General features: G+C 64.9%; 24 protein-coding genes. 11 read left to right on the top strand and 13 right to left on the bottom strand.

Going from position 1 to position 25,687, the window contains the following annotated elements; genetic code table 11:
* Nucleotides 1–37: 37 nt before the first annotated feature.
* The 5 genes from ACVNHC_RS23840 to htpX form a co-directional block, all read right to left on the bottom strand.
* On the bottom strand, nucleotides 38–1,372 hold the full coding sequence (locus ACVNHC_RS23840) for a PDC sensor domain-containing protein (protein ID WP_457169815.1): 1,335 nt from the start codon (nucleotides 1,370–1,372) through the stop codon (nucleotides 38–40).
* 183 nt (nucleotides 1,373–1,555) lie between these two features.
* Nucleotides 1,556–3,172 (bottom strand): bifunctional phosphoribosylaminoimidazolecarboxamide formyltransferase/IMP cyclohydrolase, encoded by a 1,617-nt coding sequence (purH, locus tag ACVNHC_RS23835; RefSeq protein WP_058898458.1) that lies wholly within the window; start codon nucleotides 3,170–3,172, stop codon nucleotides 1,556–1,558.
* 108 nt (nucleotides 3,173–3,280) lie between these two features.
* Nucleotides 3,281–5,029: a heparinase II/III family protein gene (locus tag ACVNHC_RS23830; protein ID WP_186393140.1), complete on the bottom strand. Its 1,749-nt coding sequence runs from the start codon at nucleotides 5,027–5,029 to the stop codon at nucleotides 3,281–3,283.
* Between the two features lie 127 nt (nucleotides 5,030–5,156).
* A complete protein-coding gene (gene rsmB / locus ACVNHC_RS23825) occupies nucleotides 5,157–6,602 on the bottom strand; it encodes a 16S rRNA (cytosine(967)-C(5))-methyltransferase RsmB (RefSeq protein WP_457169814.1) in 1,446 nt (481 codons plus the stop codon).
* A gap of 194 nt (nucleotides 6,603–6,796) precedes the next feature.
* On the bottom strand, nucleotides 6,797–7,831 hold the full coding sequence (gene htpX / locus ACVNHC_RS23820) for a zinc metalloprotease HtpX (protein WP_374630525.1): 1,035 nt from the start codon (nucleotides 7,829–7,831) through the stop codon (nucleotides 6,797–6,799).
* Between the two features lie 248 nt (nucleotides 7,832–8,079).
* On the opposite strand from htpX, the gene ACVNHC_RS23815 reads away from it, so the two are divergent.
* The 8 genes from ACVNHC_RS23815 to ACVNHC_RS23780 all read left to right on the top strand — a co-directional run bounded on the left by ACVNHC_RS23815 (nucleotide 8,080) and on the right by ACVNHC_RS23780 (nucleotide 16,561).
* The gene (locus ACVNHC_RS23815; protein WP_457169817.1) at nucleotides 8,080–8,331 is read left to right on the top strand and encodes a DUF1674 domain-containing protein; all 252 of its coding nucleotides are present in this window, start codon (nucleotides 8,080–8,082) and stop codon (nucleotides 8,329–8,331) included.
* A gap of 122 nt (nucleotides 8,332–8,453) precedes the next feature.
* On the top strand, nucleotides 8,454–9,677 hold the full coding sequence (locus tag ACVNHC_RS23810; RefSeq protein ID WP_457169813.1) for an aminotransferase class I/II-fold pyridoxal phosphate-dependent enzyme: 1,224 nt from the start codon (nucleotides 8,454–8,456) through the stop codon (nucleotides 9,675–9,677).
* Nucleotides 9,674–12,556, top strand: a complete 2,883-nt coding sequence (locus ACVNHC_RS23805; protein WP_457169812.1) for a DNA translocase FtsK — start codon at nucleotides 9,674–9,676, stop codon at nucleotides 12,554–12,556. Before ACVNHC_RS23810 ends, ACVNHC_RS23805 begins: the two co-directional genes overlap by 4 nt.
* A 115-nt stretch (nucleotides 12,557–12,671) precedes the next feature.
* On the top strand, nucleotides 12,672–13,325 hold the full coding sequence (locus tag ACVNHC_RS23800) for an outer-membrane lipoprotein carrier protein LolA (protein ID WP_058898462.1): 654 nt from the start codon (nucleotides 12,672–12,674) through the stop codon (nucleotides 13,323–13,325).
* A gap of 45 nt (nucleotides 13,326–13,370) precedes the next feature.
* Nucleotides 13,371–14,426: an ATP-dependent carboxylate-amine ligase gene (locus tag ACVNHC_RS23795; protein WP_457169811.1), complete on the top strand. Its 1,056-nt coding sequence runs from the start codon at nucleotides 13,371–13,373 to the stop codon at nucleotides 14,424–14,426.
* Complete coding sequence (locus tag ACVNHC_RS23790; protein ID WP_457169810.1) at nucleotides 14,423–15,067, top strand: DNA-3-methyladenine glycosylase family protein; 645 nt, start codon at nucleotides 14,423–14,425, stop codon at nucleotides 15,065–15,067. Before ACVNHC_RS23795 ends, ACVNHC_RS23790 begins: the two co-directional genes overlap by 4 nt.
* 83 nt (nucleotides 15,068–15,150) lie before the next feature.
* Nucleotides 15,151–15,921: an energy-coupling factor ABC transporter ATP-binding protein gene (locus ACVNHC_RS23785; RefSeq protein ID WP_457169809.1), complete on the top strand. Its 771-nt coding sequence runs from the start codon at nucleotides 15,151–15,153 to the stop codon at nucleotides 15,919–15,921.
* 7 nt (nucleotides 15,922–15,928) lie between these two features.
* Nucleotides 15,929–16,561, top strand: coding sequence for a CbiQ family ECF transporter T component (locus ACVNHC_RS23780; protein ID WP_457169808.1), 633 nt, complete (start codon nucleotides 15,929–15,931; stop codon nucleotides 16,559–16,561).
* A 189-nt stretch (nucleotides 16,562–16,750) separates the two neighbouring features.
* On the opposite strand, the gene queF is transcribed toward ACVNHC_RS23780, so the two are convergent.
* From queF to queC, 4 genes are read right to left on the bottom strand one after another with little or no spacing between them, the layout of a single operon-like run.
* On the bottom strand, nucleotides 16,751–17,218 hold the full coding sequence (gene queF / locus ACVNHC_RS23775; protein ID WP_122522595.1) for a preQ(1) synthase: 468 nt from the start codon (nucleotides 17,216–17,218) through the stop codon (nucleotides 16,751–16,753).
* A 2-nt stretch (nucleotides 17,219–17,220) separates the two neighbouring features.
* On the bottom strand, nucleotides 17,221–17,949 hold the full coding sequence (gene queE / locus ACVNHC_RS23770) for a 7-carboxy-7-deazaguanine synthase QueE (RefSeq protein WP_457169807.1): 729 nt from the start codon (nucleotides 17,947–17,949) through the stop codon (nucleotides 17,221–17,223).
* Entirely contained in the window at nucleotides 17,946–18,332 is a 387-nt protein-coding gene (queD, locus tag ACVNHC_RS23765) for a 6-carboxytetrahydropterin synthase QueD (RefSeq protein ID WP_123195467.1), read from the bottom strand. The genes queE and queD overlap by 4 nt, the downstream gene beginning before the upstream one ends.
* Nucleotides 18,325–19,014, bottom strand: coding sequence for a 7-cyano-7-deazaguanine synthase QueC (gene queC, locus ACVNHC_RS23760; RefSeq protein WP_082206059.1), 690 nt, complete (start codon nucleotides 19,012–19,014; stop codon nucleotides 18,325–18,327). The genes queD and queC overlap by 8 nt, the downstream gene beginning before the upstream one ends.
* A gap of 254 nt (nucleotides 19,015–19,268) precedes the next feature.
* On the opposite strand from queC, the gene ACVNHC_RS23755 reads away from it, so the two are divergent.
* Nucleotides 19,269–19,715 carry a hypothetical protein gene (locus tag ACVNHC_RS23755; RefSeq protein ID WP_457169806.1) on the top strand — a complete coding sequence of 149 codons (447 nt, stop codon included), beginning with the start codon at nucleotides 19,269–19,271 and terminating at the stop codon, nucleotides 19,713–19,715.
* A 420-nt stretch (nucleotides 19,716–20,135) separates the two neighbouring features.
* Here the strand turns inward: ACVNHC_RS23755 and ftsY are convergent, their stop codons facing one another.
* The 4 genes from ftsY to ACVNHC_RS23735 all read right to left on the bottom strand — a co-directional run bounded on the left by ftsY (nucleotide 20,136) and on the right by ACVNHC_RS23735 (nucleotide 24,284).
* The gene (ftsY, locus tag ACVNHC_RS23750; protein ID WP_457169805.1) at nucleotides 20,136–21,377 is read right to left on the bottom strand and encodes a signal recognition particle-docking protein FtsY; all 1,242 of its coding nucleotides are present in this window, start codon (nucleotides 21,375–21,377) and stop codon (nucleotides 20,136–20,138) included.
* Nucleotides 21,378–21,410: 33 nt separating this feature from the next.
* Nucleotides 21,411–22,679 (bottom strand): tRNA (N(6)-L-threonylcarbamoyladenosine(37)-C(2))-methylthiotransferase MtaB, encoded by a 1,269-nt coding sequence (gene mtaB / locus ACVNHC_RS23745; protein ID WP_119396694.1) that lies wholly within the window; start codon nucleotides 22,677–22,679, stop codon nucleotides 21,411–21,413.
* Nucleotides 22,676–23,596: a diaminopimelate epimerase gene (dapF, locus tag ACVNHC_RS23740; protein ID WP_374630738.1), complete on the bottom strand. Its 921-nt coding sequence runs from the start codon at nucleotides 23,594–23,596 to the stop codon at nucleotides 22,676–22,678. Before dapF ends, mtaB begins: the two co-directional genes overlap by 4 nt.
* Before the next feature lie 145 nt (nucleotides 23,597–23,741).
* Nucleotides 23,742–24,284, bottom strand: coding sequence for a L,D-transpeptidase family protein (locus tag ACVNHC_RS23735; protein WP_457169804.1), 543 nt, complete (start codon nucleotides 24,282–24,284; stop codon nucleotides 23,742–23,744).
* 192 nt (nucleotides 24,285–24,476) lie between these two features.
* Between ACVNHC_RS23735 and ACVNHC_RS23730 the strand changes: the two genes are divergently transcribed.
* Nucleotides 24,477–25,160: a response regulator transcription factor gene (locus ACVNHC_RS23730; RefSeq protein WP_050474100.1), complete on the top strand. Its 684-nt coding sequence runs from the start codon at nucleotides 24,477–24,479 to the stop codon at nucleotides 25,158–25,160.
* 67 nt (nucleotides 25,161–25,227) lie between these two features.
* Nucleotides 25,228–25,686 carry a Crp/Fnr family transcriptional regulator gene (locus tag ACVNHC_RS23725; protein ID WP_208982748.1) on the top strand — a complete coding sequence of 153 codons (459 nt, stop codon included), beginning with the start codon at nucleotides 25,228–25,230 and terminating at the stop codon, nucleotides 25,684–25,686.
* The last annotated feature ends 1 nt before the right edge of the window (nucleotide 25,687 follow it).

Genomic DNA, 25,687 nt, shown 5'->3' with positions numbered 1-25,687 from the left:
GTTGCCAATCTCGTCAGCGTCCTGCAAAACTGGTGGTTCAAGTAAAACTGAAAACGCTATCTATGTCAGCCCCCTTCGAAATGCGGGCATCGAACGACTGGGACAGGTCCCGCACTGCTTCGGCGCGCAGGATGCGCTGGCGCTGCTGTTCTTCCTGCTCGGCCACCAGCTCTTCAGCCCGTCTTGCCTTTTCACGGAAGATCTCGAGCGCCTGATTGATGTGGCCGATCTCGTCGCCGCGGTCCTTGTCCGGAATGGTGATGTCGTAGCGCTGGTCGATCAGGGCGTTGATGGTGGTGACGGCCCGTTCCAGCGGACGGCGGACGATGCGGTTGCTGAAGAACATGACCGCGATGGCGACGACCGCCAGCAGGATCACGCCAATGCCAAGGATAGTGTAGATGATCTGCGTCGAGGCGGCATTCACCGTTGCCATGGGCACGCTGACCACGACGGCCATGGTGGCGCCGGTGTTGCCGATGGCGACCGGGCTGACAATGTTGATCATGTCTCCCCCAGCCGCTTCTGCGTAGGCAGTGTAGGAGAAGGGCTGGGCCGATTTGACCGCATTGAGAACCTGAGAGCCGAAGGCCGCTTCTTGAGATCCCTTGGCTTCAGTCCAGGGCTTGCCCAGAAGAGCCGGGTCCGTGTTGGCGATCCAGACCCCGGCCTGGGACAGCAGATTCACCTGGCCGGTGCCCATCGGCTTCTGGGAAGACAGGGTTGTCGTCAGATCGGTGAGCAGAAGGTCGCCACCGGTCACGCCGATGACCTTGCCGCCATCGCGGATCGGGGTGCTGAAGGAGATCCCGGTCATGACAACGCCGTCGGTTTCCCAGGTGTAGGGTTCCGTGGCGAAGTCCTTGCCGGTCCTGTAGGAGACATGGAACCAGTCACCCTCAGGCGATGGCTTGAGCGGCGGGATGGGGCTGAAGTCGACCTTGCCCTGGTTCCGGTAGAAATAGGGGCGCCAGACCCCGGCCTCATCGTGGCCCGGCTGGCCTCCGAACTCCGCGTCACGCCCGTCCAGATTGTTGTCGAGAACCATGCCCCAGGTGCCGGCCATGTTGGGGTAGGTCTGCATCGCATCCTGCAGGATGTTGGTCCAGGCCTGCCTGTCGACCGGTCCGCTGCGCTTCAGCGCATTGAGGGCATTGCCGAGACCTTGCGCGGGCAGAAGACCTTCCTCGATCACCCGTGCAACATACTCGGCCTGTTCCTGCGCAATGGCTTCCACTTGCTGAATGGCAAGCTGCTGCGTTGCTGAGGTGGCCTGATATCCAATGACACCAATTCCAACAGCAAGAACTCCGGCCAGCGCAGTCACGCTGACGGCCGCAAGCTTGGTTGCGATCTTTGCCTGTTTCAACATCCAGGTACCCCTTCTGACTGCCCGGAATTCTTGCGTCCAGGCAGGATTCTCCTAGAGGTAGGAAGCGCTGAATCCTGTTAAGAAAAAGCTTCCAGAAGCAGACAATTGCCTCTGGAAGCTAAAAATTTTTTCAACTATTAGGCACCGCAGCAACTTGCAGTGGCTTTTACAGTATCCTTACTCTCAGTGACGGAAATGCCGCATGCCGGTCAGCACCATGGCAAGACCTGCCTCATCGGCAGCTGCGATCACTTCGTCATCGCGCATGGAGCCACCCGGCTGGATGACGGCAGTCGCGCCTGCTTCCGCTGCGGAGAGAAGTCCGTCGGCGAAGGGGAAGAAGGCATCGGAGGCGACCACGCAGCCCTTGGTGAGAGGGGTGGACAGTCCGGCAGCTTCGGTCGCATCCAGTGCCTTGCGGGCGGCAATGCGGGCGCTGTCGATGCGGCTCATCTGGCCTGCGCCCACGCCAACCGTGGCACCATCCTTTGCGTAGACAATGGCATTGGACTTGACGTGCTTGGCAACGCGGAATGCGAACTTGAGGTCGGCCAGTTCCTGCGCGGTCGGCGCACGCTTCGTCACGACCTTGAGGTCGAGATCATCGATGACGCCGTTGTCGCGGGACTGGACCAGCAGGCCGCCGGCGACGGACTTGATGGCCAGACCGGCCGCGCGCGGGTCGGCGAGGCCGCCGGTGACCAGCAGGCGCAGATTCTTCTTCTTCGCCACGATTTCGATGGCTTCATCCGTGGCGGCTGGGGCGATGATCACCTCGGTGAAGATCTTGACGATCTCTTCGGCCGCTTCCGCATCCAGCGTGTCATTCAGGGCAACGATGCCGCCGAAGGCCGAGACCGGATCACAGCGCAGCGCCAGCTCGTAGGCGGCCTTCAGGCTGGCGCCCTCGGCCACGCCGCAGGGGTTGGCGTGCTTGATGATGGCAACGGCCTTGGTGCGCTTGGGGTCAAACTCGCTGACCAGCTCGAAGGCAGCGTCCGTGTCGTTGATGTTGTTGTAGGACAGGGTCTTGCCCTGCAGCTGGCGGGCGGTGGCGACGCCGGAGCGGCGCTCGCCGGTGGTGTAGAAACCGGCCGACTGATGCGGGTTCTCGCCGTAGCGCATGACTTCGGCCAGCTTGCCGCCCATGGCGCGGTAATCGGGCGCTTCGTTGCCAATCTGCGAAGCCAGCCAGTTCGACACGGCGGCATCATAGGCAGCGGTGCGGGCAAAGGCCTTCTGCGCCAGCTTCTTGCGCAGATCGATCGGTGACTGGCCGTTGTTCTCATCCAGCGCGGACAGAACCGCGGCATAGTCTGCCGGGTCCACCACAACGGTCACATAGGCGTGGTTCTTGGCCGCTGCACGGGTCATGGCCGGGCCGCCGATGTCGATGTTCTCGACGCCCGTTGCATAGTCCGCGCCGGAGGCAACCGTATCCTCGAAGGGATAGAGGTTGACGCAGAGCAGGTCGATGCCGCCGATGCCATGGGCGTCCATGGCTGCCTTATGCTCGGCGTCGTCACGGATGGCCAGAAGGCCGCCGTGCACCATCGGATGCAGGGTCTTGACCCGGCCATCCATGATTTCCGGGAAGCCGGTCACTTCGGAAATGTCCTTCACCGGCAGGCCGGCGTCCGCCAGCGTCTTGCGGGTGCCGCCGGTGGAAATCAGCTCCACGCCGCGCTCGGACAGCCCGCGGGCAAAGTCGAGCAGTCCGGTCTTGTCGGAAACGGAAAGAAGGGCGCGCTTGACGGAAACGAGCGGGGGAACGGGAACCCCCTTGGACACCACGGCCATGGCCTTGCCTCGCAGATCTGAGGATGGAAAGTGGCCGTGGCCCTAGCACGAACGGGGCAGAAACGGAAGCTCAAGAAGGCCTGCGTGGCGAATCAGCATCCCGATCGCTTACAGCGGCAGTTCCGGCTCCTGAGCAGCGCTGCGCTCGCGCCGTGCATTCCGGGCTGTGGCGGTGCGGCGGAACTGCCAGGCGGCCTGGCTGGACTGGCTGATGCGGCCGTAAAGCACCAGCTGCTGGGTGCGGCGGTGGCCATAGACATCCGACAGATAGACGGATTCTTCCAGCACCAGTTCCGCGCCGGACGCGTTGAACTCCCAGGCCTCGCCGTCAGGCGCCAGCAGCACGGCAGCGGTGCCTGCCCGCAGAAGGCTGGGCTTGATCAGCGGATGCAGATGGAAGCGGATGGTGAAATGGTCGTGATGGGTCAGGGCGCCCAGCGTCGAGAAAAGATCGATGCCGTCCAGCACGGAGCCGTCGCTCGACAGGCGGATGTCCCGCTCATGCCGCACATTGTAGCGATGGGCATAGCCATCATGGGAGGCGGTGACGCGGGTGCCCATCACGTCTTCCTCCCGGTTGACGGGCACGCTGGTCGGACCGCTGAGGATCGGCGCGCCGAGCCAGCCGGTGAAGGGCTTCTCTGTTAGAAACCGGCAGGACGAGCTGTCTTCCATGCCGGCCGTCGAATGGGCCGCCGTGGAGCGGGCGACTTGCCGCCAGCCTTCGCTGGCCCAGCCGGAAACGCCGCAATTGACCACCAGCCGGTGGCGGCCGGAGGACATTTCGAGCGACAGGCAGCCGGCGTGGGCCGATTGGCTCAGCAGCGGCGGCGGCGGTGTGCCGGTGTCCATCAGTACCACCGTGTCCCCGCCCATCAGCCGCTGATAGCCGGAGAAGGGTGCGTTGCCGGGAGGAGCGCCGCGCGCATCATCATAGGCCAGGATCGTCGCCACCAGATCGGTGGGGGTGGAGCCCATGCCGTTGAAATGGGCAAAGGCACCGTCCACATGGCGGAAGAAGCGCACCATCGGCATCATCCGGTCGATGGCCTGCATCATGCCGGCGGGTGTCTCCAGCCCTTGCGTGACGAAGGCCTGCCGGATGGGCAGAAGGTCGGTGAGAATTTCCAGGATCGCACCGGGATTGCGCGAAACATGGCCGCCATCGGGCATGATCTGGCGCTGCAGCTCATGCTCCAGGCGCCGGAGGCTCTGGCGCACGTAGCGGCCCTGACCGGCCATGGAAATGCTGGCAGCCGCCACAGCAAGCGCCGCCTGCAGGCGCGGCACGCCATCGGGTGTTTCGTTGATGGTGCGGCGCAGATAGCGCACCTGACGGCCGAGCGAGCGCAGGAAACGGCGGTAGAATTCCGCGTCGCCATCCTCCAGCACCAGCGGTGACTGGGCGAGCCAGGACAGGACGCGCCGCGCCACGACGGGCTGTTCCCAGGCGATGGGGGCCCAGCGGCCGCACAGGCGGATCCAGTCATCGACAAGGGCACGGGCATTCTGGCGGGCGACGAGGCTTTCGGCGGCGCGCAGGTCGCGCAGCCAGCCGAAACTGTGCAATTCGCGCTGCCAGGCCGGATCTTCGCCCTTCAGCTCGAAGGGCGAGCGGCCTCTGGCCTCCACCACCTTGCCGGAGAAAAGGAAGCGGCCGCCATAGATATCAAGGGCGTTGGTCTGGTCGGCGGTGCGAAGATCCTGCGGGGCGATGAGCAAACGGGAGGGCGTTCCCGCAAATGGCTGCCAGCGGAACAGGGGTCCGCCATGCAGCCAGCGCAGGCCATTTTGCCAGAGATGATGGAGCAGCAGGCGCCCGATGCGCCCCTGCTCACCCATCGCCCGGATCGTCATGGCAGTGTCTCACTGCCCTTGTGCTGGCGCCGGAATGAAATTGACTTGCCCTTTCACCATAAGAGGTAACGAACTGTTAGGGTTAGCTCTCAGTTGTCCATTGCGGGTCAGAGTGGTTACAGGGCAGTTAAAGCCGCCGCAGACGGGCGGCAAAAAATCCGTCGAGGCCGCCTTCCGGCTCCGTGCCGCCGCCCAGATGGCAGGGCAGGGTGCGCAGATAGCCCTCCGGCGTGATGCACTCGGCAAGGCCGCCGATTTCTTCCGGCAGCACCGGCTCCAGCGTGATTCCCGGCATTTCTGCCAGCAGTGCCGCGATCTGGTCTTCGCCTTCTTCCCGTTCCATCGAGCAGGTGCAATAGACCAGCACACCGCCCGGCTTCAGCCAGGTGATGGTCTTGCGCAAGAGCTCGGCCTGGATGCCCGCCAGTGTCGTCACATCCGCAGGGCGCTTGGTCCAGGCCACGTCCGGATGGCGGCGCATGGTGCCGGTGGCGCTGCAGGGCGCATCGAGAAGGATGGCGTCGAAAGGCTCGTCCGGCTCGTAGCTGCGCAGATCCGCCGCGACGACGCGAGCCGAAAGACCCAGCCGCTCCAGATTGGCATGGACGCGCTTCAACCGCTTTTCGGAAATGTCCACCGCCGTCACATCGGCGCCCTGTGTGGCCAGCTGAGCCGTCTTGCCGCCGGGGGCAGCGCACAGGTCTGCGGCGCGTTTGCCGGTGAGGTTCCCCAGCAGGCGGGCGGGCAGGGAGGCCGCGGCATCCTGCACCCACCAGCCGCCTTCGTTGAAGCCCTCGAAGCCGTCTACCGCGCCCTTGCGCGACAGGCGGACCGATCCGGCTGCCACCACGCGGCCGCCGAGGCGTTCCGCCCAGCCTTCGGCATCGTTCTTGACGGTAAGATCCAGTGCGGGTTCTTCCAGATGGGCGCGCAGGATGGCTTCGAAGGTCTCCGCGCCATAGGTTTCTCGCCAGCGGGTGGCGAGCCAGAGCGGCAGGCCTGCGGGACCCGAACCGGTGATGGCGGACAGGGTGTCCTTCTCCCGCGCCAGACGGCGCAGCACGCCGTTGACGAGGCCCTTGTAAGGCCTTGCCCGCTTGTCGGAGCCGGCAAGATCCACCGCCAGGGACACAGCGGCGTGGTCGGCCACGTCGAGGAACAGGATCTGCACGGCAGCGACGTGGAGAATGTCGGTGACGCGGCCCGTGCGCTCCGGAATGGGCCGGTCGAGCAGCTCCGCCAGAATGGCATCGAGCTGACCCCGGCGGCGCAGGGCTGCGGCGACGATGGCCTTCACCAGCGACCGGTCCTTCGGCTCCAGCGCGCGGAAGCCGGAGTGGCCCGAGGTCACGTCATATTCGGCATCCAGCGTGCGGTGCTTGTGCACCACATTGCCCAGAATGTCGGCGGCCACCTTGCGGGCGGCAAAGCCGGGAGCGGGACGCCCGGGTGAGCCGCCGCCATTTGCCGCGCCGCCTGCCTTGCCGCCCTGTCCCTGTTTGCGGAACGGTGCATCCTTGCCGCCGGCGGGGCGGGAGGGGGATTTCGGGCGGGAGCCGGTGGGTTCGTTCAAAGCGCTGGCCTTCGTTGGGTTGGGTGTGTTGCCGATTGAGTCAAGGCGCCGCGAACCGGTGCTCGCGGCGCCCTTGGCAAGACATGTCTGGTGGTCCTGCGGCGCGGGACAGGCTGCCGTGCCGTCCGTCGCGCCCGAGGCTATGATCCGAAGCTTTTACCGCAGATCAGCCGTCCGGCTCAACCCCATCGGTTTCAGCCCCATGGGCCCTTGGGTTTGTCCGAGGGGCGTGCGTTTCCGCTGCCTCCCCACGGACCTGAAGGGCCGGAGCTGCGCCCAGCACTACCCGCAGAACCACCCCAAGACTGGTTGCGCGTCTGCGCCGGAGCCGTGTTCCAGCCGCCGCCAGAACCGCCAAAGCCGCCAGAACCGCCGCCACGCCCGCCCATCTGCCCGTCCAGATCGCGCAGGGCGGCGATGCGGTTGGCGGTGTTGGGGTGGGTGGAGAACAGATTGTCCATCCGCTCGCCCGACAGCGGGTTGATGATGAACATGTGTGCCGTCGCCGGGCTGCGCTCCGCATCCGGATTGTGGATCTGCTCCACACCGCCCGCGATCTTGGCCAGCGCCGAGGCCAGCCACATCGGGTGGCCGCAAATTTCGGCGCCCATGCGGTCGGCGGCATATTCACGGGTGCGGGAAATCGCCATCTGCACCAGCATGGCGGCGAGCGGGGCGACGATCATCGCCACCAGCATGCCGATGAAGCCGAGGGGATTGTTGTTCTCCCGGTTGCCGCCGAAGAAGAAGGCGAAGTTGCCGAGCATGGAGATGGCACCGGCAATGGTCGCGGTGATCGTCATGATCAGCGTGTCGTGGTTCTTGATGTGGGCCAGCTCATGCGCCATCACGCCCGCCACTTCTTCCATGGTCAGGCGCTCCAGCAGGCCGGTGGTCGCGGCCACAGCGGCATTCTGCGGATTGCGGCCCGTGGCAAAGGCATTCGGCTGCGGGTTGTTGATGATATAGACCTTGGGCATCGGCAGCTGCGCATTCTGTGCCAGCTGGCGCACCATGCGGAACAGTTCTGGCGCGCTGCCCTCGTCCACTTCCTGCGCGTGGTGCATGGACAGCACCATCTTGTCGGAATTCCAGTAGCTGAACAGGTTCATCGCACCGGCAATCACCAGTGCGATCATCATGCCGCTCTGTCCGCCGATCACAAAGCCGATGCCCATGAACAGGGCGGTCATGGCGGCCAGCAGCATGGCAGTGCGGAAATAGTTCATTGCCTTCGGTCCTCGTCGCGCTTAAGTGCGGGCGGTATGCCGGACGGGAGTTTTCTGCTCCCGCCAGTACCCTATATGATGGGCCAAGTCCCTATATGATGGGTATGAGCCCGATTTCCCGCAAGCCTGCCGGTCTTCAACCTGTCTTGAAGCGGCGGCCGGCGGTCCAGACGATGGAGATATCCATGCACGACGACGAGATCACCGGAGCGAATGGCCCTGAGGCCGGTGTTGCGGAGAACCGTGGCGTGGTCGTTCCCTTTCCCCAGCGTGCCGCGCCCGTAGAGCCGCAAGCCGCCGCAGAGCCAGCGCCTGCACCGCAGCGGCGATTCGAGGATCTTCCCCCCGCAGCGCAGCGGGCGCTGAAGGAGGCCGAAGCGCGCCGCGCAGAAATCGACGCCCGCCAGCAGGCCATGGCAAAAGAGCTGGACGGACGCGGCGGGCTGGAGCCAACCCGTTATGAGGATTGGGAAATCAAGGGGATCACCGTCGATTTCTGACAGTGGACAACTGCTTGTCCGGCAGCGGGAAAAGGCTGCTGCCGCTGCTTGGTTAATGAGGGATTTACCAGAGGCGCGTTACCGTCCGGACCAATAGTGTGTTCGAGTGTCCGGAAGGTCAGATGACGTCCACGATGCCTGCCTCAACCCCGCGCGCGGCCCTGCCCGACGCCAATCCGTTCCAGCGCCTTGCTGCGCTTCTGGGTGATACGCGCCCGGGTGCGGACCCGATTGTGCTGACCATTGGCGAGCCGCAGCATGCGCTGCCGCCCTTCACGGGCGAGGTGCTGATGGAAAATCTGGCCGATTTCCGCCGCTATCCGCCCATCGAAGGCTCTCCGGCCTTCCGTGCGGCCATCGCGGCCTGGCTGGACCGGCGCTACAATCTTGGCGGCACCATCGACAAGGACAGGGGCGTTCTGCCGCTCAACGGCTCGCGCGAGGGCCTGTCCTTCGGCGCGATTTCCGCCCGCGATCAGCTCGCCAAGGATGTGGCACGCCCGGCGGTGATCCTGCCCAACCCGTTCTACCAGACCTATGCAGCCGCAGCCCATATTGCCGGGGCCGAGGCGGTCATGCTCGACACGGGCGCGGACACAGGCTTCCTGCCGGATCTGGATGCACTGGAGCCGGAGCTGCTGGACCGGACCATCGCCTTTTACGTGGCGTCGCCCGCCAATCCGCAAGGAGCGGTGGCGAGCCTTGCCTATTGGCAGAAGCTGATAGGCCTTGCCCGCCGCCACCGGTTCTACATTTTCGCGGACGAGTGCTATTCGGAGATCTACCGCAACACCCCGCCGCCGGGCGTTCTGGAAGCCGCCCATGCGCTGGGTGAAGGCTATTCCATGGTGGTGGCGCTCAACTCCCTGTCGAAGCGGTCGAACCTTGCGGGCTTGCGCTGCGGTTTTGCTGCTGGTGATCCGGAGTTCCTGTCGCGCTGGGTGAAGTTCCGCGGTCTTGCTGCCCCGCAGGTGCCGCTGCCGGCACAGGCGCTGGCCGTGCGCGCCTATGGCGACGAAGCGCATGTGATCGAGAACCGCCGTCTCTACAATGAGAAATACGAAATCGCCGAAAGGCTGCTGTCGCCCATTCTCGGGCCGGTAACGCCGGAAGGCGGCTTCTTCCTGTGGCTGGATGTGAGCCGCTGGGGCGGGGCTGTCAGCGTGACCGAGCGGCTGTGGAGCGAGGTTGGCGTCAAGGTGCTGCCCGGCTCCTATCTGGCCTCGACCCAGGCCGATGGCCGCAATCCGGGTGATCCTTATATCCGCGTTGGCCTGTGCGCCCCGTCTTCGCTGACGGGTGAAGCGCTGGAGCGCATGGCCGGCTGGCTGGGAGGTGCGGCATGAGACGGGCAACAGCCATGCGCGGGTCCGGACGGGGCGCTGCGCATATTCTCGACACCGAAAGCCCGCTGAAGCGCTTCGTTCGCCGCAATCTGGTGGGCGCGGCCGGGCTTCTGGTCATCGCGCTGGCGGCGGCCCTTGCGGCGAGCCTTGCCACATGGTCGGTCAATGACCCGAGCTTCAATCATGCGACGGGTGAGCCGGTGCGCAATGCGCTGGGCACGCCGGGAGCGATCATCTCCGATATCCTGATGCAGTCGATCGGGCTGGCGACGGCCGTGTTCCTGGTGCCGGTGGTGCTGTGGGGCTGGCGGCTTCTTTCCGGCAAGACCATGCGCATCGGCTTCCGCCGGATCATGTTCTGGTTCGTGGGCACGCTTCTGGGCGCCGGTGCCGTTGCGGCGCTGCCCGTGCCGGAAAGCTGGCCGCTGCCGACAGGCCTTGGCGGCTTTGCCGGTGATGCCATGCACTATGTCCCCTCGATGCTGACCCACAATCTGACGCCGGGCGCGGCAACCATTACCGGTGTGCTGGGGCTGGGGCTTCCGTCCGTCTTCCTGCTGGTGGCCGCCGGTGCCTGGTTTGGCGACATGCGCGAGCGCTATCAGGATGAGGAGGACGATGTCCCGTCGCTGCCGTCCCGCACCGCCCGCCAGCAGATGCGTGGCCGCAAGGCCGAACCGCCCATTGACTTTGACGATGAGGACGAGGACGAGCGCGAACCCCGGTTTGCTGCACTCATGGGGGCTGCCGCGCATTGGCGCCTGCAGGCCCAGTCTGCCGTGCAGCGCATGACCGGCCTTGGCCTCTCCCGCCGCCGTGCGCGCGAAGAAGAGGAAGACGAGTATGTGGAGGAGGATGCGGAGGACGAATATGCCGCTCCGCCCACAAGCCGCTTCGGCTCGCTGCGCCGTGCGCTGAAGGACCGTTTCGTTCCCGGTGAGGAGGACGATGGCCTTGGTGATCTCTATCCCGACGCCCGCGGCACCCGTGAGGCACCACGCCGCGTGACCTCGCGCGGGCCCGTGATGGGCCGTGCGCCGGAGATGGAAGAGGAAGAAGACTATTACGACGGCGAGGAGGAAGCTTCCGCCTATGACGAGCCGCCGTTCGACATGGACGATGACGGCTACGGCATGGAAGAGGCTATGCCTGTTGCGCCGCGTGGCCGTGGCCGGGCGCGGGAAGAGGCGCCGCTGGACCGCCCGCCGCTGGGCCGTCCCGTTGGCATCGCCAGTCCCGATCAGGGCCGCGCCGTCCCGGGTGCCCCCGCACCAGGTGCTGCCCGTGTCGTGCCGCAGGCGCCGCGTCCGCAGCCGGGCCGCCGGGTTCAGGCCGAGGCTCAGCCTTCGCTGCTGGAAGCGCCCGATGTCTATGAACTGCCGCCGCTGCGGCTTCTGGCCGAGCCCAAGCCGGCCGGCAAGACGCCGGGCCTGTCCGCCGATGCGCTGGAGCAGAATGCCCGTATTCTCGAAGGCGTGCTGGAAGACTTCGGCGTGCGCGGCGAGATCATCGAAGTGCGCCCCGGTCCGGTGGTGACGCTTTATGAGCTGGAGCCCGCTCCCGGCATCAAGTCCTCGCGCGTCATCGGCCTTGCCGATGATATCGCCCGCTCGATGAGCGCGATTTCCGCCCGCGTTGCCGTGATCCCCGGCAAGAACGCCATCGGCATCGAACTGCCGAACCAGAAGCGCGAGACGGTCTATCTGCGCGAGTTGCTGGCGGCGGAGGATTTCGAGAAGTCGAAGGCGAAGCTCGCCATGGCGCTGGGCAAGACGATCAACGGCGAAAGCGTGATCGCGGATCTTGCCCGCATGCCGCATCTGCTCGTCGCCGGTACCACCGGCTCGGGCAAGTCGGTGTCGATCAACACCATGATCCTGTCGCTGCTGTACCGGATGACGCCGGACCAGTGCAAGATGATCATGATCGACCCGAAAATGCTGGAACTGTCGATCTATGACGGCATCCCGCATCTTCTCACCCCGGTGGTGACCGACCCGAAGAAGGCGGTCGTGGCGCTCAAGTGGACCGTCCGCGAGATGGAAGAGCGCTACAAGAAGATGTCGAAGATGGGCGTGCGCAACATCGACGGCTACAACATGCGCGTGAAGCAGGCGCTGGAAAAGGGCGAAAGCTTCTCCCGCACCGTGCAGACGGGCTTCGACCGCGAGACCGGCCAGCCGATCTACGAGGAAGAGGATCTGCCGCTGGAGCCGATGCCCTTCATCGTGGTCATCGTCGACGAAATGGCCGACCTGATGATGGTGGCCGGCAAGGACATCGAAGGCGCGATCCAGCGCCTGGCCCAGATGGCCCGTGCCGCCGGCATCCACATCATCATGGCCACGCAGCGCCCGTCGGTGGACGTGATCACCGGAACGATCAAGGCCAACTTCCCGACGCGCATTTCCTTCCAGGTGACGTCCAAGATCGACAGCCGCACCATTCTGGGCGAGCAGGGCGCCGAGCAGCTGCTGGGCATGGGTGACATGCTCTACATGGCCGGTGGCGGCCGCATCCAGCGTGTCCACGGCCCCTTCGTTGCCGATGACGAGGTGGAGCAGATCGTCGCGCATCTGAAGCTTCAGGGCACGCCCCAGTATCTGGAGGCGGTGACCGAGGAAGAGGAGATGCAGGACAACCCCTATGACGCGGTGTCCGGCTCCGACGAGGGCAATGATCTTTACGACCGTGCCGTGGCCGTGGTGCTGCGCGACAAGAAGGTCTCGACCTCCTATGTCCAGCGCCGTCTTGGCATCGGCTATAACCGCGCTGCCTCGCTGATCGAGCGCATGGAACAAGAAGGCGTGATCAGCGCCGCCAACCATGCCGGAAAGCGCGAGATTCTGGTGAAAAACGGGGTGGACGAGGATTATTGATCCGCCCCGTCCGCCGCAACCTTGCCACAAGCGGGAACTAGAACGGCTATCAGACATTGAGGGAAGCGGCCGCGGGGTGTCTGCCGGGCCGCCTCGAAGGAGCCCTGAACATACCATGAAGCCCAACTGTTCGCATCGCTTCCTGTCCTGGACTGCGGCCATCATGCTGAGCGTGGCAGCCGCCCTGTCGCCTGCCGCCGCGCAGCAGAAGGCGCCCTTGAGCCCGCAGGACCAGGAAACGCTGAACGAGGTCAACACCTACTTCAACTCGGTGCGGACCATGCATGGCGATTTCGTGCAGTTCGGCCCCGAGGGCGGGCAGGTGGAAGGCAAGTTCTATCTGGAGCGTCCGGGCAAGATCCGCTTCTACTACAACCCGCCCGCACAGCTTGACATCATCGCCGATGGCAAGTCGGTTTCCGTGCTGGACCGCAAGGTGCAGACGCAGGACATCTGGCCGCTGAATGAAACGCCGCTGCGCTTCCTGCTGGCCGAGCAGATCGACCTGACCAAGGACACCAATGTGGTGGGCGTGGTGGTGGAGCCCGATCTCGTGACTGTTGTGGTCGAGGACCGCACCACCTTCAATTCTGGCAAGCTGACGCTGATCTTCGATGCCCAGACCTTCGATCTGAAGCAGTGGACCGTGACGGATTCGCAAGGCATGGACACGTCGGTGGCAATCTATAATGTGACCGCGAACGGGCCTTCGAATCCGAAGCTCTTCGTCATCGACTATCTGGCAGCCGCCCGCCAGAGCCGGAACTGATCCGGCCGCGCGCAGCGGCTGCCCGCTTCAGGGCGCCGCCGCAGCATGACTTCCGATCCTTCCCGCCGTGAGCCTCTGGCGCTGGTGCTTCTGCGGCGCCATGCGGCAGAGCATGGGCTGACCGTTTTTGCCGAACCCGCCTACGGATATGCTGGCTACGTGGAGGCACCGGGCGGGCGCCGCGCCTTCTTCAAGGGGGCGGGCTTTGATCTCAATCCCGCCGCCGCCTCCGCCATCGCCCGCGACAAGGCCTATGGCGCCTTCTTTCTGGAGGCGGCCGGCCTCCGTGTGCCGCGCGGAGTGCTGATCAGTTCGCAGCGTTTCATCCGCGACATCGAGGTGAAAAACCCGGCCGTTGCCGCAAGGCTGAACGGGGAGACGCAAGCGCTCGCCTTTGCCCGTGAGACGGGCTTTCCGCTGTTCGTGAAGCCGAATGATGATTCGGAAGGGCGCGGCATCCTGCGGGTGCAGGACGAACAGGAGCTTTCCTCCGCGCTGACCGTTCTGGGCGCGTCCTATGACCGGATTCTGGTGCAGGAAGAGGTGAGGGGACGCGACTACCGGGTGCTGGTTCTGGATGGGGAGGTGCTGGCCGTCTTCGAGCGGCGGCCCTTCTCGGTAACCGGCGATGGCGTTTCTTCCCTCCGGGCACTGATCACGCGGGCAACGCAGGGCTTTGCCGCGGGCGGCAAGGGCTCGAAGATTGCGGCGGATGATCCGCGCATTCTCGCCTTTCTCGCGACCTGCGGCCTCGATCTCACCCACGTGCCGGAAGCCGGCGCAGCCGTGGCGCTTCTGCCCAACGCGAACCTTTCTTCCGGCGGCAGTGCAGTGGATGTGACCGGTGCGATCAGCCCGTATTTTTCTGAGATAGCCCGCAAGGCGGGCGAGGCCGTGGGCTTGCGGCTCTATGGTCTTGATCTCCTCTGCCCGGATATCTCCTCATCTTCCGGCTCCTATGCCATTCTTGAGGTGAATGCGGCGCCGGGCCTCAGCCATTTTCACCGGCTCGGCCCGCAGGAGGCGCAGCGCGTGGAAGAAATCTATGCAAGGATCTTCGACGCGCTGACACGAGGGATCAGGGCAGGAACGAAGCCATGAGCATGATCATCGAAACGCCGGAGCATATCGCTGCTGGCCTTGCAGCCCTTGCCGCCGCCGATCCGCGCCTGCCCGCCGTGATTTCCTTTGCTGGCGAAGTGCCCCTGCGCCGCAGGCCGCCAAGCTTTGCAGCATTGGTACAGATCATCATCTCGCAGCAGGTGTCCGTTGCCAGTGCCAATGCCATCGGCGCAAGGCTCGCTGCTCTCGTTGATCCGCTGGAAGCGCATGTTTTGCTGTCCCACACAGAGGAGGCGCTGGGCGGCGCTGGGCTGTCCCGGCCCAAGATCCGCGCCGTTCGGGCGCTGGCGGATGCCGTCGGTGGCGGGCTGGATCTTCAGGCACTGGCCAGTGTTCCGGCCGATGTGGCGCGGGAAGAGCTGTGCCAGGTCAAGGGAATCGGCCGCTGGACGGCGGATATCTATCTGCTTTTCTGCGCCGGCCATCCGGATATCTTCCCCAGCGGCGACATTGCCCTGCAGAATGCGGTGCGCGATGCCTTTGCTCTGCCGGACCGCCCCAGCCCCCGTGCGCTGGATGAGCTGGCGGAAGCCTGGGCTCCCTGGCGCGGTGTCGCCGCCCGCCTGTTCTGGGCCTGGTATAAGGCCGCCCGCGAGGGCCGCGACAGCCAGCCGCTTTAGAAGCTGGAACTGGCATCAGCCTTTGACATTGCCGCAGCGGCGGGGAATATGCAGGCCGCAACAGAGGGAACGGATCACCGCCCATGGCCTTTTGGCGCCTCAAACCCGGCAGCGGCAAGACGGAGACGGCTTGCGACCCGCGCCGGGCCGACTATGCCGTGTTTGATCAGGTGAGCCTAAAGCGCGGGGACAAGACCGTGCTGGACGGGCTGAATCTCACCTTGAGCGAGCGGCGGATTGCGCTGATCGGGCTCAATGGGTCTGGCAAGAGCAGTTTCGTGCGCCTGCTTAACGGCCTGCTGCTGCCGGACAGCGGCAGCTTGCAGATCTACGGCGCGGACACGCGGCAGGCGCGGGCGAACCTGCCGCGCCATGTGGGCTTTGTCTTCCAGAACCCGGACCATCAGGCGATCTTCCCGACGGTGGAGGAGGAGATCGTCTTCGGCCTGACCCAGCTTGGCCAGCCCCGGCAGGACGCCCGGCTCAATGCCCGGCGCTTTCTGGAGGCCCATGGCTGCGCCCATCTGGCGGAGCGGCCTTTCCTCGATCTGTCCGAGGGGCAGAAGCAGCTCATCTGCATTCTGGCGGTGCTGGTGATGCAGCCGGGGCTGATCGTCTTTGACGAGCCCTTTTCCAGCCTCGATGGCCTCGCCACCCGTCAGATCATGTCGCTGATCCGGGGGCTGGAGCAGAAGCTGATCATGGTCAGCCATGATCTGGAACTGATCCGCGATTTCGACCGGGTGCTGTGGCTGCAGGACGGCCAGATCCGCATGGACGGTGAGCCCGGCGCGGTGCTGCCCGCCTATGTGGATGATATCGAGCGGCGCGCCGCCGTCTCCGGCCTGTTGTGAGGCACGCGTGATCTCGCTTTACCTGCCCGGAACCAGCCTTCTCCACCGCCTGCCTGCTGGCGCGAAACTCATCGGACTGGCCGCCGCCAGCCTGATGTTCTTCCCCGTGGACAATGCCGTTGTTCTCGCGGCTGGCGGCTGCGCGGTGCTGGCCGTCTATGCGGCGCTGGGCCGGACCGCGCTGAAGCAGCTCTCGCTCCTGCGCCCGCTGCTGCCGCTGTTTGCCGTGCTGCTGGCGCTGCACTGGCTGTCCGGCTCGCTCATGGGCGGCGTCATCGTGCTTTTGCGGCTCTTGCTGCTGGTGATGCTGGCCAATCTCGTCACCATGACAACGCGTATGGATGACATGCTGGAGGCGGTTGCGCCCCTGTTCCGGCCGCTGACCTTCATCGGCATCTCGCCGCGCCGCCCGGCGCTGGCCGTCACGCTGGTTCTGCGCTTCGTGCCGGTGCTGCTGGCGCTGAGCGCTGCCCAGCGGGAAGCCTATCAGGCCCGCACGGGCAAGCGCAGCAGCTGGCGGCTTCTTGCTCCCTTTGCCCTTCAGGCCCTCGCCATGGCCGACCACGTGGGCGAAGCCCTTGTTGCCCGTGGTGGCGCTGACGGGTTTGGAGCGGCGGAACGGGGGAAGAGACGGGGGTAATGGTCCGAAATTTTCGCCGCCCTCTCCGTATTCGTCATGCCATGACTTGATCATGGCATCCATTCCCTGGCCTGCCCGCGCAGTGGTTGCTTTGATAAGCCGTTCTATTATCTTGGTTATTTCCAGTTCAGGAGCGCAACGGCGTGGATGCCATGATCAAGTCATGGCATGACGGAGGTAGGGGTGGAATCACCCCCGTCCGCGGTAGGGCTGCACGCCCTGATCGGGGATCCACACACCCTCAGGTGCCGGGCCGGTCTGGTAGAACACATCAATCGGGATGCCGCCGCGCGGATACCAGTAGCCGCCGATGCGCAGCCACTGCGGTGAGAGGAAGTCCACCAGCCGCTTGCCTATCGACACGGTGCAATCCTCGTGGAAGGCGCCATGGTTGCGGAACGAGCCGAGGAAGAGTTTCAGCGACTTGCTTTCCACCAGCCAGTCACCGGGCACATAGTCGATGACCAGATGGGCGAAATCCGGTGCACCGGTGATCGGGCAGAGCGAGGTAAACTCGGGCGCCACGAAACGCACCATGTAGCCGGTGCCCGCCTGCGGATTGGGCACGCGCTCCAGCACGGCGTCTTCCGGCTTCTGGGGCAGGGCGGTGGACGACCCGAGCTGGGTCAGGTTCTGATAGATGGTCTTGTCACTCATGGTCACACTCCGCGAAGGTTGCCCCAGATGAGGGTATGAAGTTGCGGCAGGATGCTGGCCTCGAACCAGCGGTCATTGGCGGCCCGGTCGATCAGCCAGCGCAGCCGCGCCATGATGCCGGGTATGTCGATCACCGCATCCTCCTGACCGGCAGGCGGCGGTGTGTGGTTGCCGGGCTGCAGATAGACCGGCAGATGCGGATAGGCGCGCGCCACCTCTCTGGCAAAGCCGTAATCTGCTTCGTCAAAGACGACGAATTTCAGCGCAATCGCCGTATTGGGGCCAGCGGCGGCCACCGCATCGGCCAGTGCCTTGCGGTCAAACGCCATGCCGCTGGACGGCGGCTTGGGGCTGAGGCTGAGGACGTCAAGGCCTGCAAACCAGTCCCGCGACAGGCTGCCCTGCGTTTCCAGTGCGAAACGGTAGCCCTCGCGCTTGCCCAGCTCAATCAGCCGGCCCAGCGGCTGGATGGCCGGGTTGCCGCCCGAAACGGTGACCATCAGCGGCTCGCCGCCGGACAGGCGCCGCACCTCGTCCATCACGGCGTCCGCGCTCATGGGCGTCCAGGTGTCCCGGTAGGCGCTGTCCACCGCATGCAGCGTGTCGCACCAGGAGCAGCGGAAATCGCAGCCGCCGGTGCGCACGAAGACGGTGGCCATGCCGATCAGCGCGCCTTCGCCCTGAATGGTGGGGCCGAAGATTTCGCTGATGCGCAGGGTCTCGCCGCTCATGCGCCGCACCCGCAGCCGCAGCTGCCTTTCGGGCGGTATTCGGCCATGGTCTTGGGGGTCTCGCGCACGCGCACCGCGCTCACCTCCGGCCAGCGCGCCTTGCACCAGTCGTAGAAGAGCCGGGCCATGCGCTCGGCGGTGACATTGTCGTTGCCCAGCACATCATTGAGGTGGCGGTGGTCGAGAGTGTCATCGAGCCAGGCCTTGAAGGGGCCAAGCTCCCGGTAGTCCCGCACGAAGCCAACGCTGTCCAGCGTCTCGGACATCAGCTCCACCTCGACCACATAATTGTGCCCATGCAGCCGGGCGCAAGGGTGGTCATCGGGCAGGCCGAAGATCTGGTGGGAGGCGGAGAAGTGAAACTCCTTGGCGATCCTAAACACCGCAGGCCTCCTTCCAGAAATCCGGGTCGGCATAGGTGGTGGGATCTTCCGCACCCGCCATATGGAAGGCCTCGCGCCGCTCCACGCAGGTGCCGCAACGCCCGCAGTGGATCTCCCCGCCCTTGTAGCAGGACCAGGAGCGGGTGTAGTCGACGCCAAGACGCACGCCTTCAGCCGCAATGGCGGCCTTGTCCGTGTGGACATAGGGCGTGTAGAGCCGCACATCCGCGACACCCGCCAGCGCCTGGCGCTGCATGGTCTCGAAGGCCTCGGTAAAGCCGGGGCGGCAGTCGGGATAGATGAAGTGATCGCCGCCGTGGACGGCAGTTGCCACCGCCTCGGCCCCGCGCGCGGCGGCAATGCCGAAGGCAATGGCCAGCATGATGGCATTGCGGTTCGGCACCACGGTGATGCGCATGGTTTCTTCGGCATAGTGGCCATCGGGAACGGCCACGTCATCCGTCAGGGCCGAGCCGGACAGCTGGCGGCCGATGCCGGAAATGTCGATGACGATGTGCTCGACGCCCAGATCCTCCGCACAGGCTCTGGCAAAATCCAGCTCCTTGAGGTGCCTCTGGCCGTAGTTGAAGGAAACGAGCCCGATCAGCTCGTGTTCTTGCGCAACCTTGTGCGCAAGGGTGACGGAATCCATTCCGCCGGAACAGACGACAAGCGTTTTCAAAGATGTGTCCCTTGTTTTCGCTAGAACCGGGTAGGCTGCGACCGGTTGACCGCCCGAAGGGCGAACGGGGCCTTTTAGCAGCAGTTCTGCAAAAGGGAAGGGCAAAGCGCCCGGTTTTTGCCGTTTACCTTGCGTAAAGAATCGTTAACTCTTTGTTGAGATGATTCGGCCATGCCCCGCTGAAAAGGGGCAGAGACGGAGGGCCAGAAGGCCCGGCAGGCCGCCACAGGCAGCAGAAAGGCCAGGAGGGCCCCATGTCATCAGGATTGGAACGGGTATTACCGCCATCCGGTATCGTTCATGCCACGGAGCATAGCGATCAGCGCCGCCGCGAGCGGGAACACGAGCAGCACAACGACCAGCAGTCTGGCGAGCAGCCGTCTGGCGAGGGTTTTGAAGAGGCTCTGACGGGCGAAGGCAATCTGCCGGCTGGCGCCAGTGCCGAACCGCAGGCCGAGGAACCGGCCGTTCTGGTCGAGACAAATCAGGAAGTCAGCCATACGCTGGATGGCATTGCCGCCTACAGGGCCGCTGCCGAACGGGCTCTGCGCCAGCCGGCCGGGCCGCATAGCGCCCTTTCGGCTAGCCGCTCCCTGCCGCAGCGCGCCACCCGCGACCATCAGCCCCCCGCCGTCGTCCGCCACGCCTACGAGGACCACGGCGGCCAGATCGAGCATCACGCCGTCAACGTAGCGACGTGAGGGGTGGGAGGCTCAGGGGCTTTCCGCCTTGAGGAGCTGGCTTCAAACATTATGCCTGAAGCCGTTCGCAGCATGGCAGCTGGTGGCGGTTTTGCTCCTTTGGCAAGGCGTTTCAGCTCCCCTCCCCCTGGTGGGGAGGGGTTAGGGGTGGGGGGGAGGGCCTTTCCGGCTGGCAGAGTATCCATTGATTACAGATAGTTTCTCCTCGCCAGCCTCTTCAGGAAAAGTTCTGCTTTTCAAACCCTTGCAGGCTCAGAGCCCCCCACCCCTTACCCCTCCCCACGAGGGGGAGGGGGGCGGCGAGGCCCTGCCACAAATCAGATGCATCATTGCGGGCAGTGTCCGAACCTGATGTGTGAATCCGGTAGCCACAAGGGAGAGGGGTGGAGAGGCCGTGCCGAAGCGGTCAAACTTCGGTCCCTACCGCGCCAGTCCGGCAATCGCCTCGGCAAAGTCTTCGGCGGAGAAGGGCTCGAGATCGTCGATGCCTTCGCCGACGCCGATGAAATGCACCGGCAGCTTGTGCCTTGCGGCGATGGCGACGAGGATGCCGCCGCGGGCGGTGCCGTCCAGCTTGGTCATGACGAGGCCGGTGACGCCGGCCACCTTGCCGAAGATTTCGACCTGGTTCATGGCGTTCTGGCCCGTGGTGGCGTCCAGCGTCAGGATCACGTCATGCGGGGCATCGGGGGTCTGCTTGCGGATGACGCGGACCACCTTTTCCAGTTCCGCCATCAATTCGGCCTTGTTCTGCAGCCGGCCGGCGGTGTCGATCAGCAGCACGTCCACGCCCTTGTCCTTCGCTGCCTGCAGGGCATCAAAGGCAAGTCCGGCGGCATCCGCGCCTGCTTCCCGGGCCACCACTTCGGCGCCGGTGCGCTGGCCCCAGATCTTCAGCTGTTCGACGGCGGCGGCGCGGAACGTGTCGCCCGCCGCCAGCATCACCGTCTTGCCTTCGGCGGAGAGCTTGGCTGCCAGCTTGCCGATGGTCGTGGTCTTGCCGGTGCCGTTGACGCCCACCATCAGCACCACATGCGGGCGGTGGCCCCGGTCAAGGTCCAGCGGTCGGGCGGCAGGCTCCAGCACCTTGCGCACCTCTTCGGCCAGAATCTTGCGGACTTCCTCCGGCGAGATTTCCTTGTCGAAGCGCCCTTCCGACAGGCGCTCCGTGATGGCGCCGGCCGTCTCGAGACCCAGATCCGCCTGAAGGAGAATGTCCTCCAGATCCTCCAGCATCCCCGCATCCAGCTTGCGCTTGGTGAAGATCGCCGAAATGCCTTCGGTCAGCGCCGAAGACGAGCGGGCGAGGCCCTTGCGCAGGCGCTGGAACCAGGACAGCTTTTCCTGCGGCTCGGTCATGGCAACCGGCGCAGGAGCGGGGACGGGAGCGGAGGGCGCTGCCTCTTCCGCCGGCTCATCCTCAAGCTCATCCACCAGTTCAGGCTCTGCTGCCGCTGCTGCCTCAGGTTCCGGCTGTTCTTCAGGACTAGCCGCCTCAACGGTCACTTCGGCAGCGGCTTCCGGCTCAGCCTCAGGGGCTGGTGCGGCGGTATCCTCGCCTGCCAGGATTTCCGTTTCCGGCTTCAGCTCTCCGGCAGCCGTGCCGGCGCTGTCCTTGCCGCCGAACAAACGGCCCAGAAAGCCGCGCTTCTTCTCGCTCATGAACCTGTCCTGCCGCTGAAGTCTATCCCGCCCTCAGGCGGCCTGTGAAAGAAGCGCGCCGAGAAGATGGCGCCCGGTGTGGCCGGTGATGCGGGTTTCGATGATCTGCCCGGCCTCGCCGCCATCCACCTCCACCTGTGTGAACTGCTCGGTCCGCCCCAGTCCCTCGCGCTCCAGCAGAATGGGGCGCAGCAGGCCGACTTCCGCGCTGAGATGAGCCGCAAGCGCCGCCTCGCCCTTAAGGCGCAGCCGGGCGGCGCGCTCCTTGATCAGGCCCTTGGCCAGCTGCGGCATGCGCGCGGCCGGAGTGCCCGGACGGGGCGAGAAGGGGAAGACATGCAGATGCGTCAGCCCGCATTCATCGACAATCGCCAGCGTGTTGGCGAACATCTCTTCCGTCTCGGTCGGGAAACCGGCGATGATGTCGGCGCCGAAGACCACATCCGGGCGCAGGCGCCGCACCTCGTCGCAGAAGCGGATGGTGTCGGCCCTCAGGTGCCGCCGCTTCATGCGCTTCAGGATCATGTCGTCGCCTGCCTGCAGCGACAGGTGGAAATGCGGCATCAGCCGCTCGTCTTCGGCAATGACGCGCATCAGCTCGTCATCGGCCTCGATGGAATCGATGGATGACAGCCGCAGCCGCCTCAGCTCCGGCACCAGCTTCAGGATCTTGGCCACCAGCGAGCCAAGGCGCGGCGTGCCGGGAAGATCCGAACCATAGGAGGTGATGTCCACCCCGGTGATGACGATTTCGCGGTAGCCGTTTTCCACGAGGCGGCGCACCTGATCAACGACGACGCCCATGGGCACGGAGCGCGAATTGCCCCGGCCATAGGGGATGATGCAGAAGGTGCAGCGGTGGTCGCAGCCGTTCTGCACCTGCACGAAGGCGCGGGCACGGCCTTCCAGCCCGTCGATCAGGTGACCGGCGGTTTCGCGCACGCTCATGATGTCGTTGACGCGCACCTTCTCGCTGGCATCAAGGCCAAACTGGGCGATGCGGCCATAAGAGGCGCGCTCCAGCTTTTCCGAGTTGCCCAGAACCAGATCCACTTCCTCCATTTCGGAGAACTTGGCCGTTTCGGTCTGGGCGGCGCAGCCGGTGACGATGATCTTGGCTTCCGGATTGTCGCGGCGGGCCTTGCGCACGGCCTGACGCGCCTGACGCACCGCTTCGGAAGTGACCGCGCAGGTGTTGATCAGGATGGCATCCTTGAGGCCCGCAGCTTCCGCCTCGCGCTTCATCACTTCCGATTCATAGGAATTCAGCCGGCAGCCGAAGGTGACGACATCAATGCTCACAGTGCGGTCTCCATGGCGGGGGCAGCGGCATCCAGCTCTGCATCCCCCGGTCCGGTGCGGGTAAAGGTCATGGCCTCGAAGTCCACTTCACCCTCGTATTCAACTTCCGTCATGCCGGTCATCAGCACGTGATTGTCGCTCTCGCGCCAGCTGATCGTCAGCGGTCCGCCGGGCAGATGCACGGTGGAGGTGCGGTCCGCGCGGTTGTCACGGGCAGCGGCCACGGCGACGGCACAGGCGCCGGTGCCGCAGGCGCGGGTGAGGCCTGCGCCACGCTCCCACACCCGCACGCGGATTTCCTTGCGGGATATCACCTGCGCCAGCGAAATATTTGCCCCTTCCGGGAACAGCGGATGATGCTCCAGCAGCGGGCCGATGCGGCCAAGATCGTAGGCGTCCACATCGGACACCCAGAAGACCGCATGCGGATTGCCCATGCTGACCACGGCGGGCGTGTGCAGGATGGGATCATCAATCGGGCCGATCTGCAGTTCCACCGCGCGGGTGTCGGCAAATTCCTCGGCGAGCGGGATTTCGGTCCAGTTGAAGCGCGGCTCGCCCATGTCGACGGTGACGGAGCGCGGGCCGTCTTCCACCTTGCGGGCCAGCAGCAACCCGGCGCGGGTCTCGATGCTCACCGCATCAACGCCCTTTTCCTCCATCAGCAGGCGGCCGATGCAGCGGGTGGCGTTGCCGCAGGCAGAGACTTCCGATCCGTCGCAATTGTGAATGCGCATGAAGGCATCTGCGCCGGAGGGTGAGCGCTCGACGGTGATCATCTGGTCAAAGCCGATGCCGGACGTACGGTCTCCCAGCGCGGCAATCACCTCCGGGCTCAGCCGCAGCGGTGCCTCGCGGGCATCCCAGACAACGAAATCGTTGCCAAGGCCATTCATCTTCAAAAACGGTCTGCGCATCGGCGCTGTGCCTGTCAGGTTCTGCAAGCCGTGCTGCAGAAGGTTTGTGCCGGGAGGTCCAGGGTCAGCGGACCCCGTTTCCCCCTATATGGCGGAAATGGCGGTGGATTGCCAGAGTTTCGACCTGTAGCTTCGGCCAACAGGCCTAACGGCGGATGTCCATCACCGCGCCGGGGCGCAGGGCCTTCAGCAAGCGGCGCATGTGAGGTTCTGCCACTGCCACGCAGCCCTCGGTCGGCGTGTAGCCGGGCCGGGCGAGGTGGAAGAAGATGGCGCTGCCCTTTCCCTTGACGGCGGGCGTCAGGTTGTAATCCAGCACCACGACGATGTCATAGACCCCGTCCTGCCGCCACATCTTCTCGTGGCCGGCGGCAAAGGGCAGGCGGACGGGGGCGTTGTAGCGCGGGTGGCGCGGGTCATCGCACCAGCCATCGTCCGGGCTCAGCGCCGTGACGGGCAGGGCCGTCTCCGGCCGCCGTCCCCGGTCGGGCCGGTAGAACACGTCCAGCACGGCAAAGCGGCCGATGGGCGTTGCGCCGTCGCCTTCGCGCTTGCGCAGCGTCAGCCCCCCTTTGCCGAGAGCGCAGGGCACGGTCAGGCTTCCCAGCGTCAGCGTGCCGCGCGTTGGATGGCCCGGCAGGGAACGCACGGTGAGTCGCTTGTCCGCAGAGGAGGCAGGAGAGGTCATGGTCAGTCCCAATTGCATAACGTACCGTTGATCCAGTGCCATCAATCCGATGTAAAGTGGATGTGAAGCAGAATTGACGGCAGAGACTAAAAATCACGATGATTTTTTCCCACCTATCCGTCATTGCATGAAAAGCACATAGGGGCCGCAACCGATCCGGCCAAAAATGCTGCAAGGGAACGAGGACTGCAAATGAACGCACGCACCATTCTCATCGTGGATGACGACAATGACCTGCGCGAGGCGCTGGTCGAGCAGTTCTCGCTCTATGACGAATTCACCACGCAGCAGGCCTCCACCGCCTCGGATGGCATTGCCGCTGCCAAGGCCGGGCAGGTCGATCTGCTGCTGATGGATGTGGGCCTGCCGGATCTCGACGGGCGTGAGGGGGTGAAGCTTCTGCGCAAGGCCGGGTTCAAGGCCCCGGTGATCATGCTCACCGGGCATGACACGGACAGCGACACGATCCTTGGCCTTGAGGCCGGGGCCAACGATTATGTGCCCAAGCCCTTCAAGTTCGCCGTGCTGCTCGCCCGGGTGCGCGCCCATCTGCGCCAGCACGAGCAGAGCGAGGACGCGACCTTCACCATCGGCCGCTATTCCTTCCGCCCCGCCGCCAAGCTGATGGTGGATGACCGCGGCAGCAAGGTGCGGCTGACGGAAAAGGAAACCTCGATCCTGAAATTCCTCTACCGGGCGGGCGAGCGGGCGGTGACCCGCGACGTGCTGCTGCATGAGGTCTGGGGCTATAATTCCGGCGTCACCACCCACACGCTGGAGACCCACATCTACCGCCTGCGGCAGAAAATCGAGCGTGACCCCTCCAATGCCGAACTTCTGGTGACGGAAGCCGGTGGATATAAGCTTGTGCCGTGAGCCATTTGCGGCATAACACTGAGGCATGAGCCTCGTTCAGGACATCGCGATTCTTCGGCAGATTCCCATGTTGTCGGATTTCTCCGACGACCAGTTGCGCCTGCTTGCCTTCAGCGCCGAGGGCATGGACCTGATTTCCGGGTCCTTTGTCTTCGACGAGGGCGAGCGGGCCGACAGCGGCATCGTCATTGCCAAGGGCAACGTCAGCCTGCAGCGCAAGAGCACCCACGGCTTCATGGAAGTGGAAATGGCGGGTCCCGGCGTGCTGCTGGGCGAAACCGCCATGCTGGTGGAAACCCGCCGCCCGGCCCGTGCGGTCTGCATCGGCCCGGTGCGCGTCATCCGCATCCGCCGTGCCCTGTTCAAGCGCATGGTGCAGGAGTTCCCCGAACTCGCCCGCCGCCTCTTCGACAGCTATGCCGCGCGTTTCCAGACCACCGTCGCCGGTCTCGCCCCCATCGGCGAGAAAATGGCTGAACTGAACACCATCATGGATGAGCTGAAGGCCCGCGTGAAAGGCGAATAGG

Source organism: Pannonibacter sp. Q-1 (genome assembly GCF_054073275.1).
This window is presented reverse-complemented; position numbering and strand designations above follow the sequence as displayed.

Excerpts from the sequence above, each read along its gene's own strand:
- ACVNHC_RS23840 (WP_457169815.1), bottom strand. The coding sequence starts at position 1,372 with ATGTTGAAACAGGCAAAGATCGCAACCAAGCTTGCGGCCGTCAGCGTG.
- purH (WP_058898458.1), bottom strand. The coding sequence starts at position 3,172 with ATGGCCGTGGTGTCCAAGGGGGTTCCCGTTCCCCCGCTCGTTTCCGTC.
- ACVNHC_RS23830 (WP_186393140.1), bottom strand. The coding sequence starts at position 5,029 with ATGACGATCCGGGCGATGGGTGAGCAGGGGCGCATCGGGCGCCTGCTG.
- htpX (WP_374630525.1), bottom strand. The coding sequence starts at position 7,831 with ATGAACTATTTCCGCACTGCCATGCTGCTGGCCGCCATGACCGCCCTG.
- ACVNHC_RS23810 (WP_457169813.1), top strand. The coding sequence starts at position 8,454 with ATGACGTCCACGATGCCTGCCTCAACCCCGCGCGCGGCCCTGCCCGAC.
- ACVNHC_RS23805 (WP_457169812.1), top strand. The coding sequence starts at position 9,674 with ATGAGACGGGCAACAGCCATGCGCGGGTCCGGACGGGGCGCTGCGCAT.
- ACVNHC_RS23800 (WP_058898462.1), top strand. The coding sequence starts at position 12,672 with ATGAAGCCCAACTGTTCGCATCGCTTCCTGTCCTGGACTGCGGCCATC.
- ACVNHC_RS23795 (WP_457169811.1), top strand. The coding sequence starts at position 13,371 with ATGACTTCCGATCCTTCCCGCCGTGAGCCTCTGGCGCTGGTGCTTCTG.
- ACVNHC_RS23790 (WP_457169810.1), top strand. The coding sequence starts at position 14,423 with ATGAGCATGATCATCGAAACGCCGGAGCATATCGCTGCTGGCCTTGCA.
- ACVNHC_RS23785 (WP_457169809.1), top strand. The coding sequence starts at position 15,151 with ATGGCCTTTTGGCGCCTCAAACCCGGCAGCGGCAAGACGGAGACGGCT.
- queF (WP_122522595.1), bottom strand. The coding sequence starts at position 17,218 with ATGAGTGACAAGACCATCTATCAGAACCTGACCCAGCTCGGGTCGTCC.
- queE (WP_457169807.1), bottom strand. The coding sequence starts at position 17,949 with ATGAGCGGCGAGACCCTGCGCATCAGCGAAATCTTCGGCCCCACCATT.
- ACVNHC_RS23755 (WP_457169806.1), top strand. The coding sequence starts at position 19,269 with ATGTCATCAGGATTGGAACGGGTATTACCGCCATCCGGTATCGTTCAT.
- ftsY (WP_457169805.1), bottom strand. The coding sequence starts at position 21,377 with ATGAGCGAGAAGAAGCGCGGCTTTCTGGGCCGTTTGTTCGGCGGCAAG.
- dapF (WP_374630738.1), bottom strand. The coding sequence starts at position 23,596 with ATGCGCAGACCGTTTTTGAAGATGAATGGCCTTGGCAACGATTTCGTT.
- ACVNHC_RS23735 (WP_457169804.1), bottom strand. The coding sequence starts at position 24,284 with ATGACCTCTCCTGCCTCCTCTGCGGACAAGCGACTCACCGTGCGTTCC.
- ACVNHC_RS23730 (WP_050474100.1), top strand. The coding sequence starts at position 24,477 with ATGAACGCACGCACCATTCTCATCGTGGATGACGACAATGACCTGCGC.
- ACVNHC_RS23725 (WP_208982748.1), top strand. The coding sequence starts at position 25,228 with ATGTTGTCGGATTTCTCCGACGACCAGTTGCGCCTGCTTGCCTTCAGC.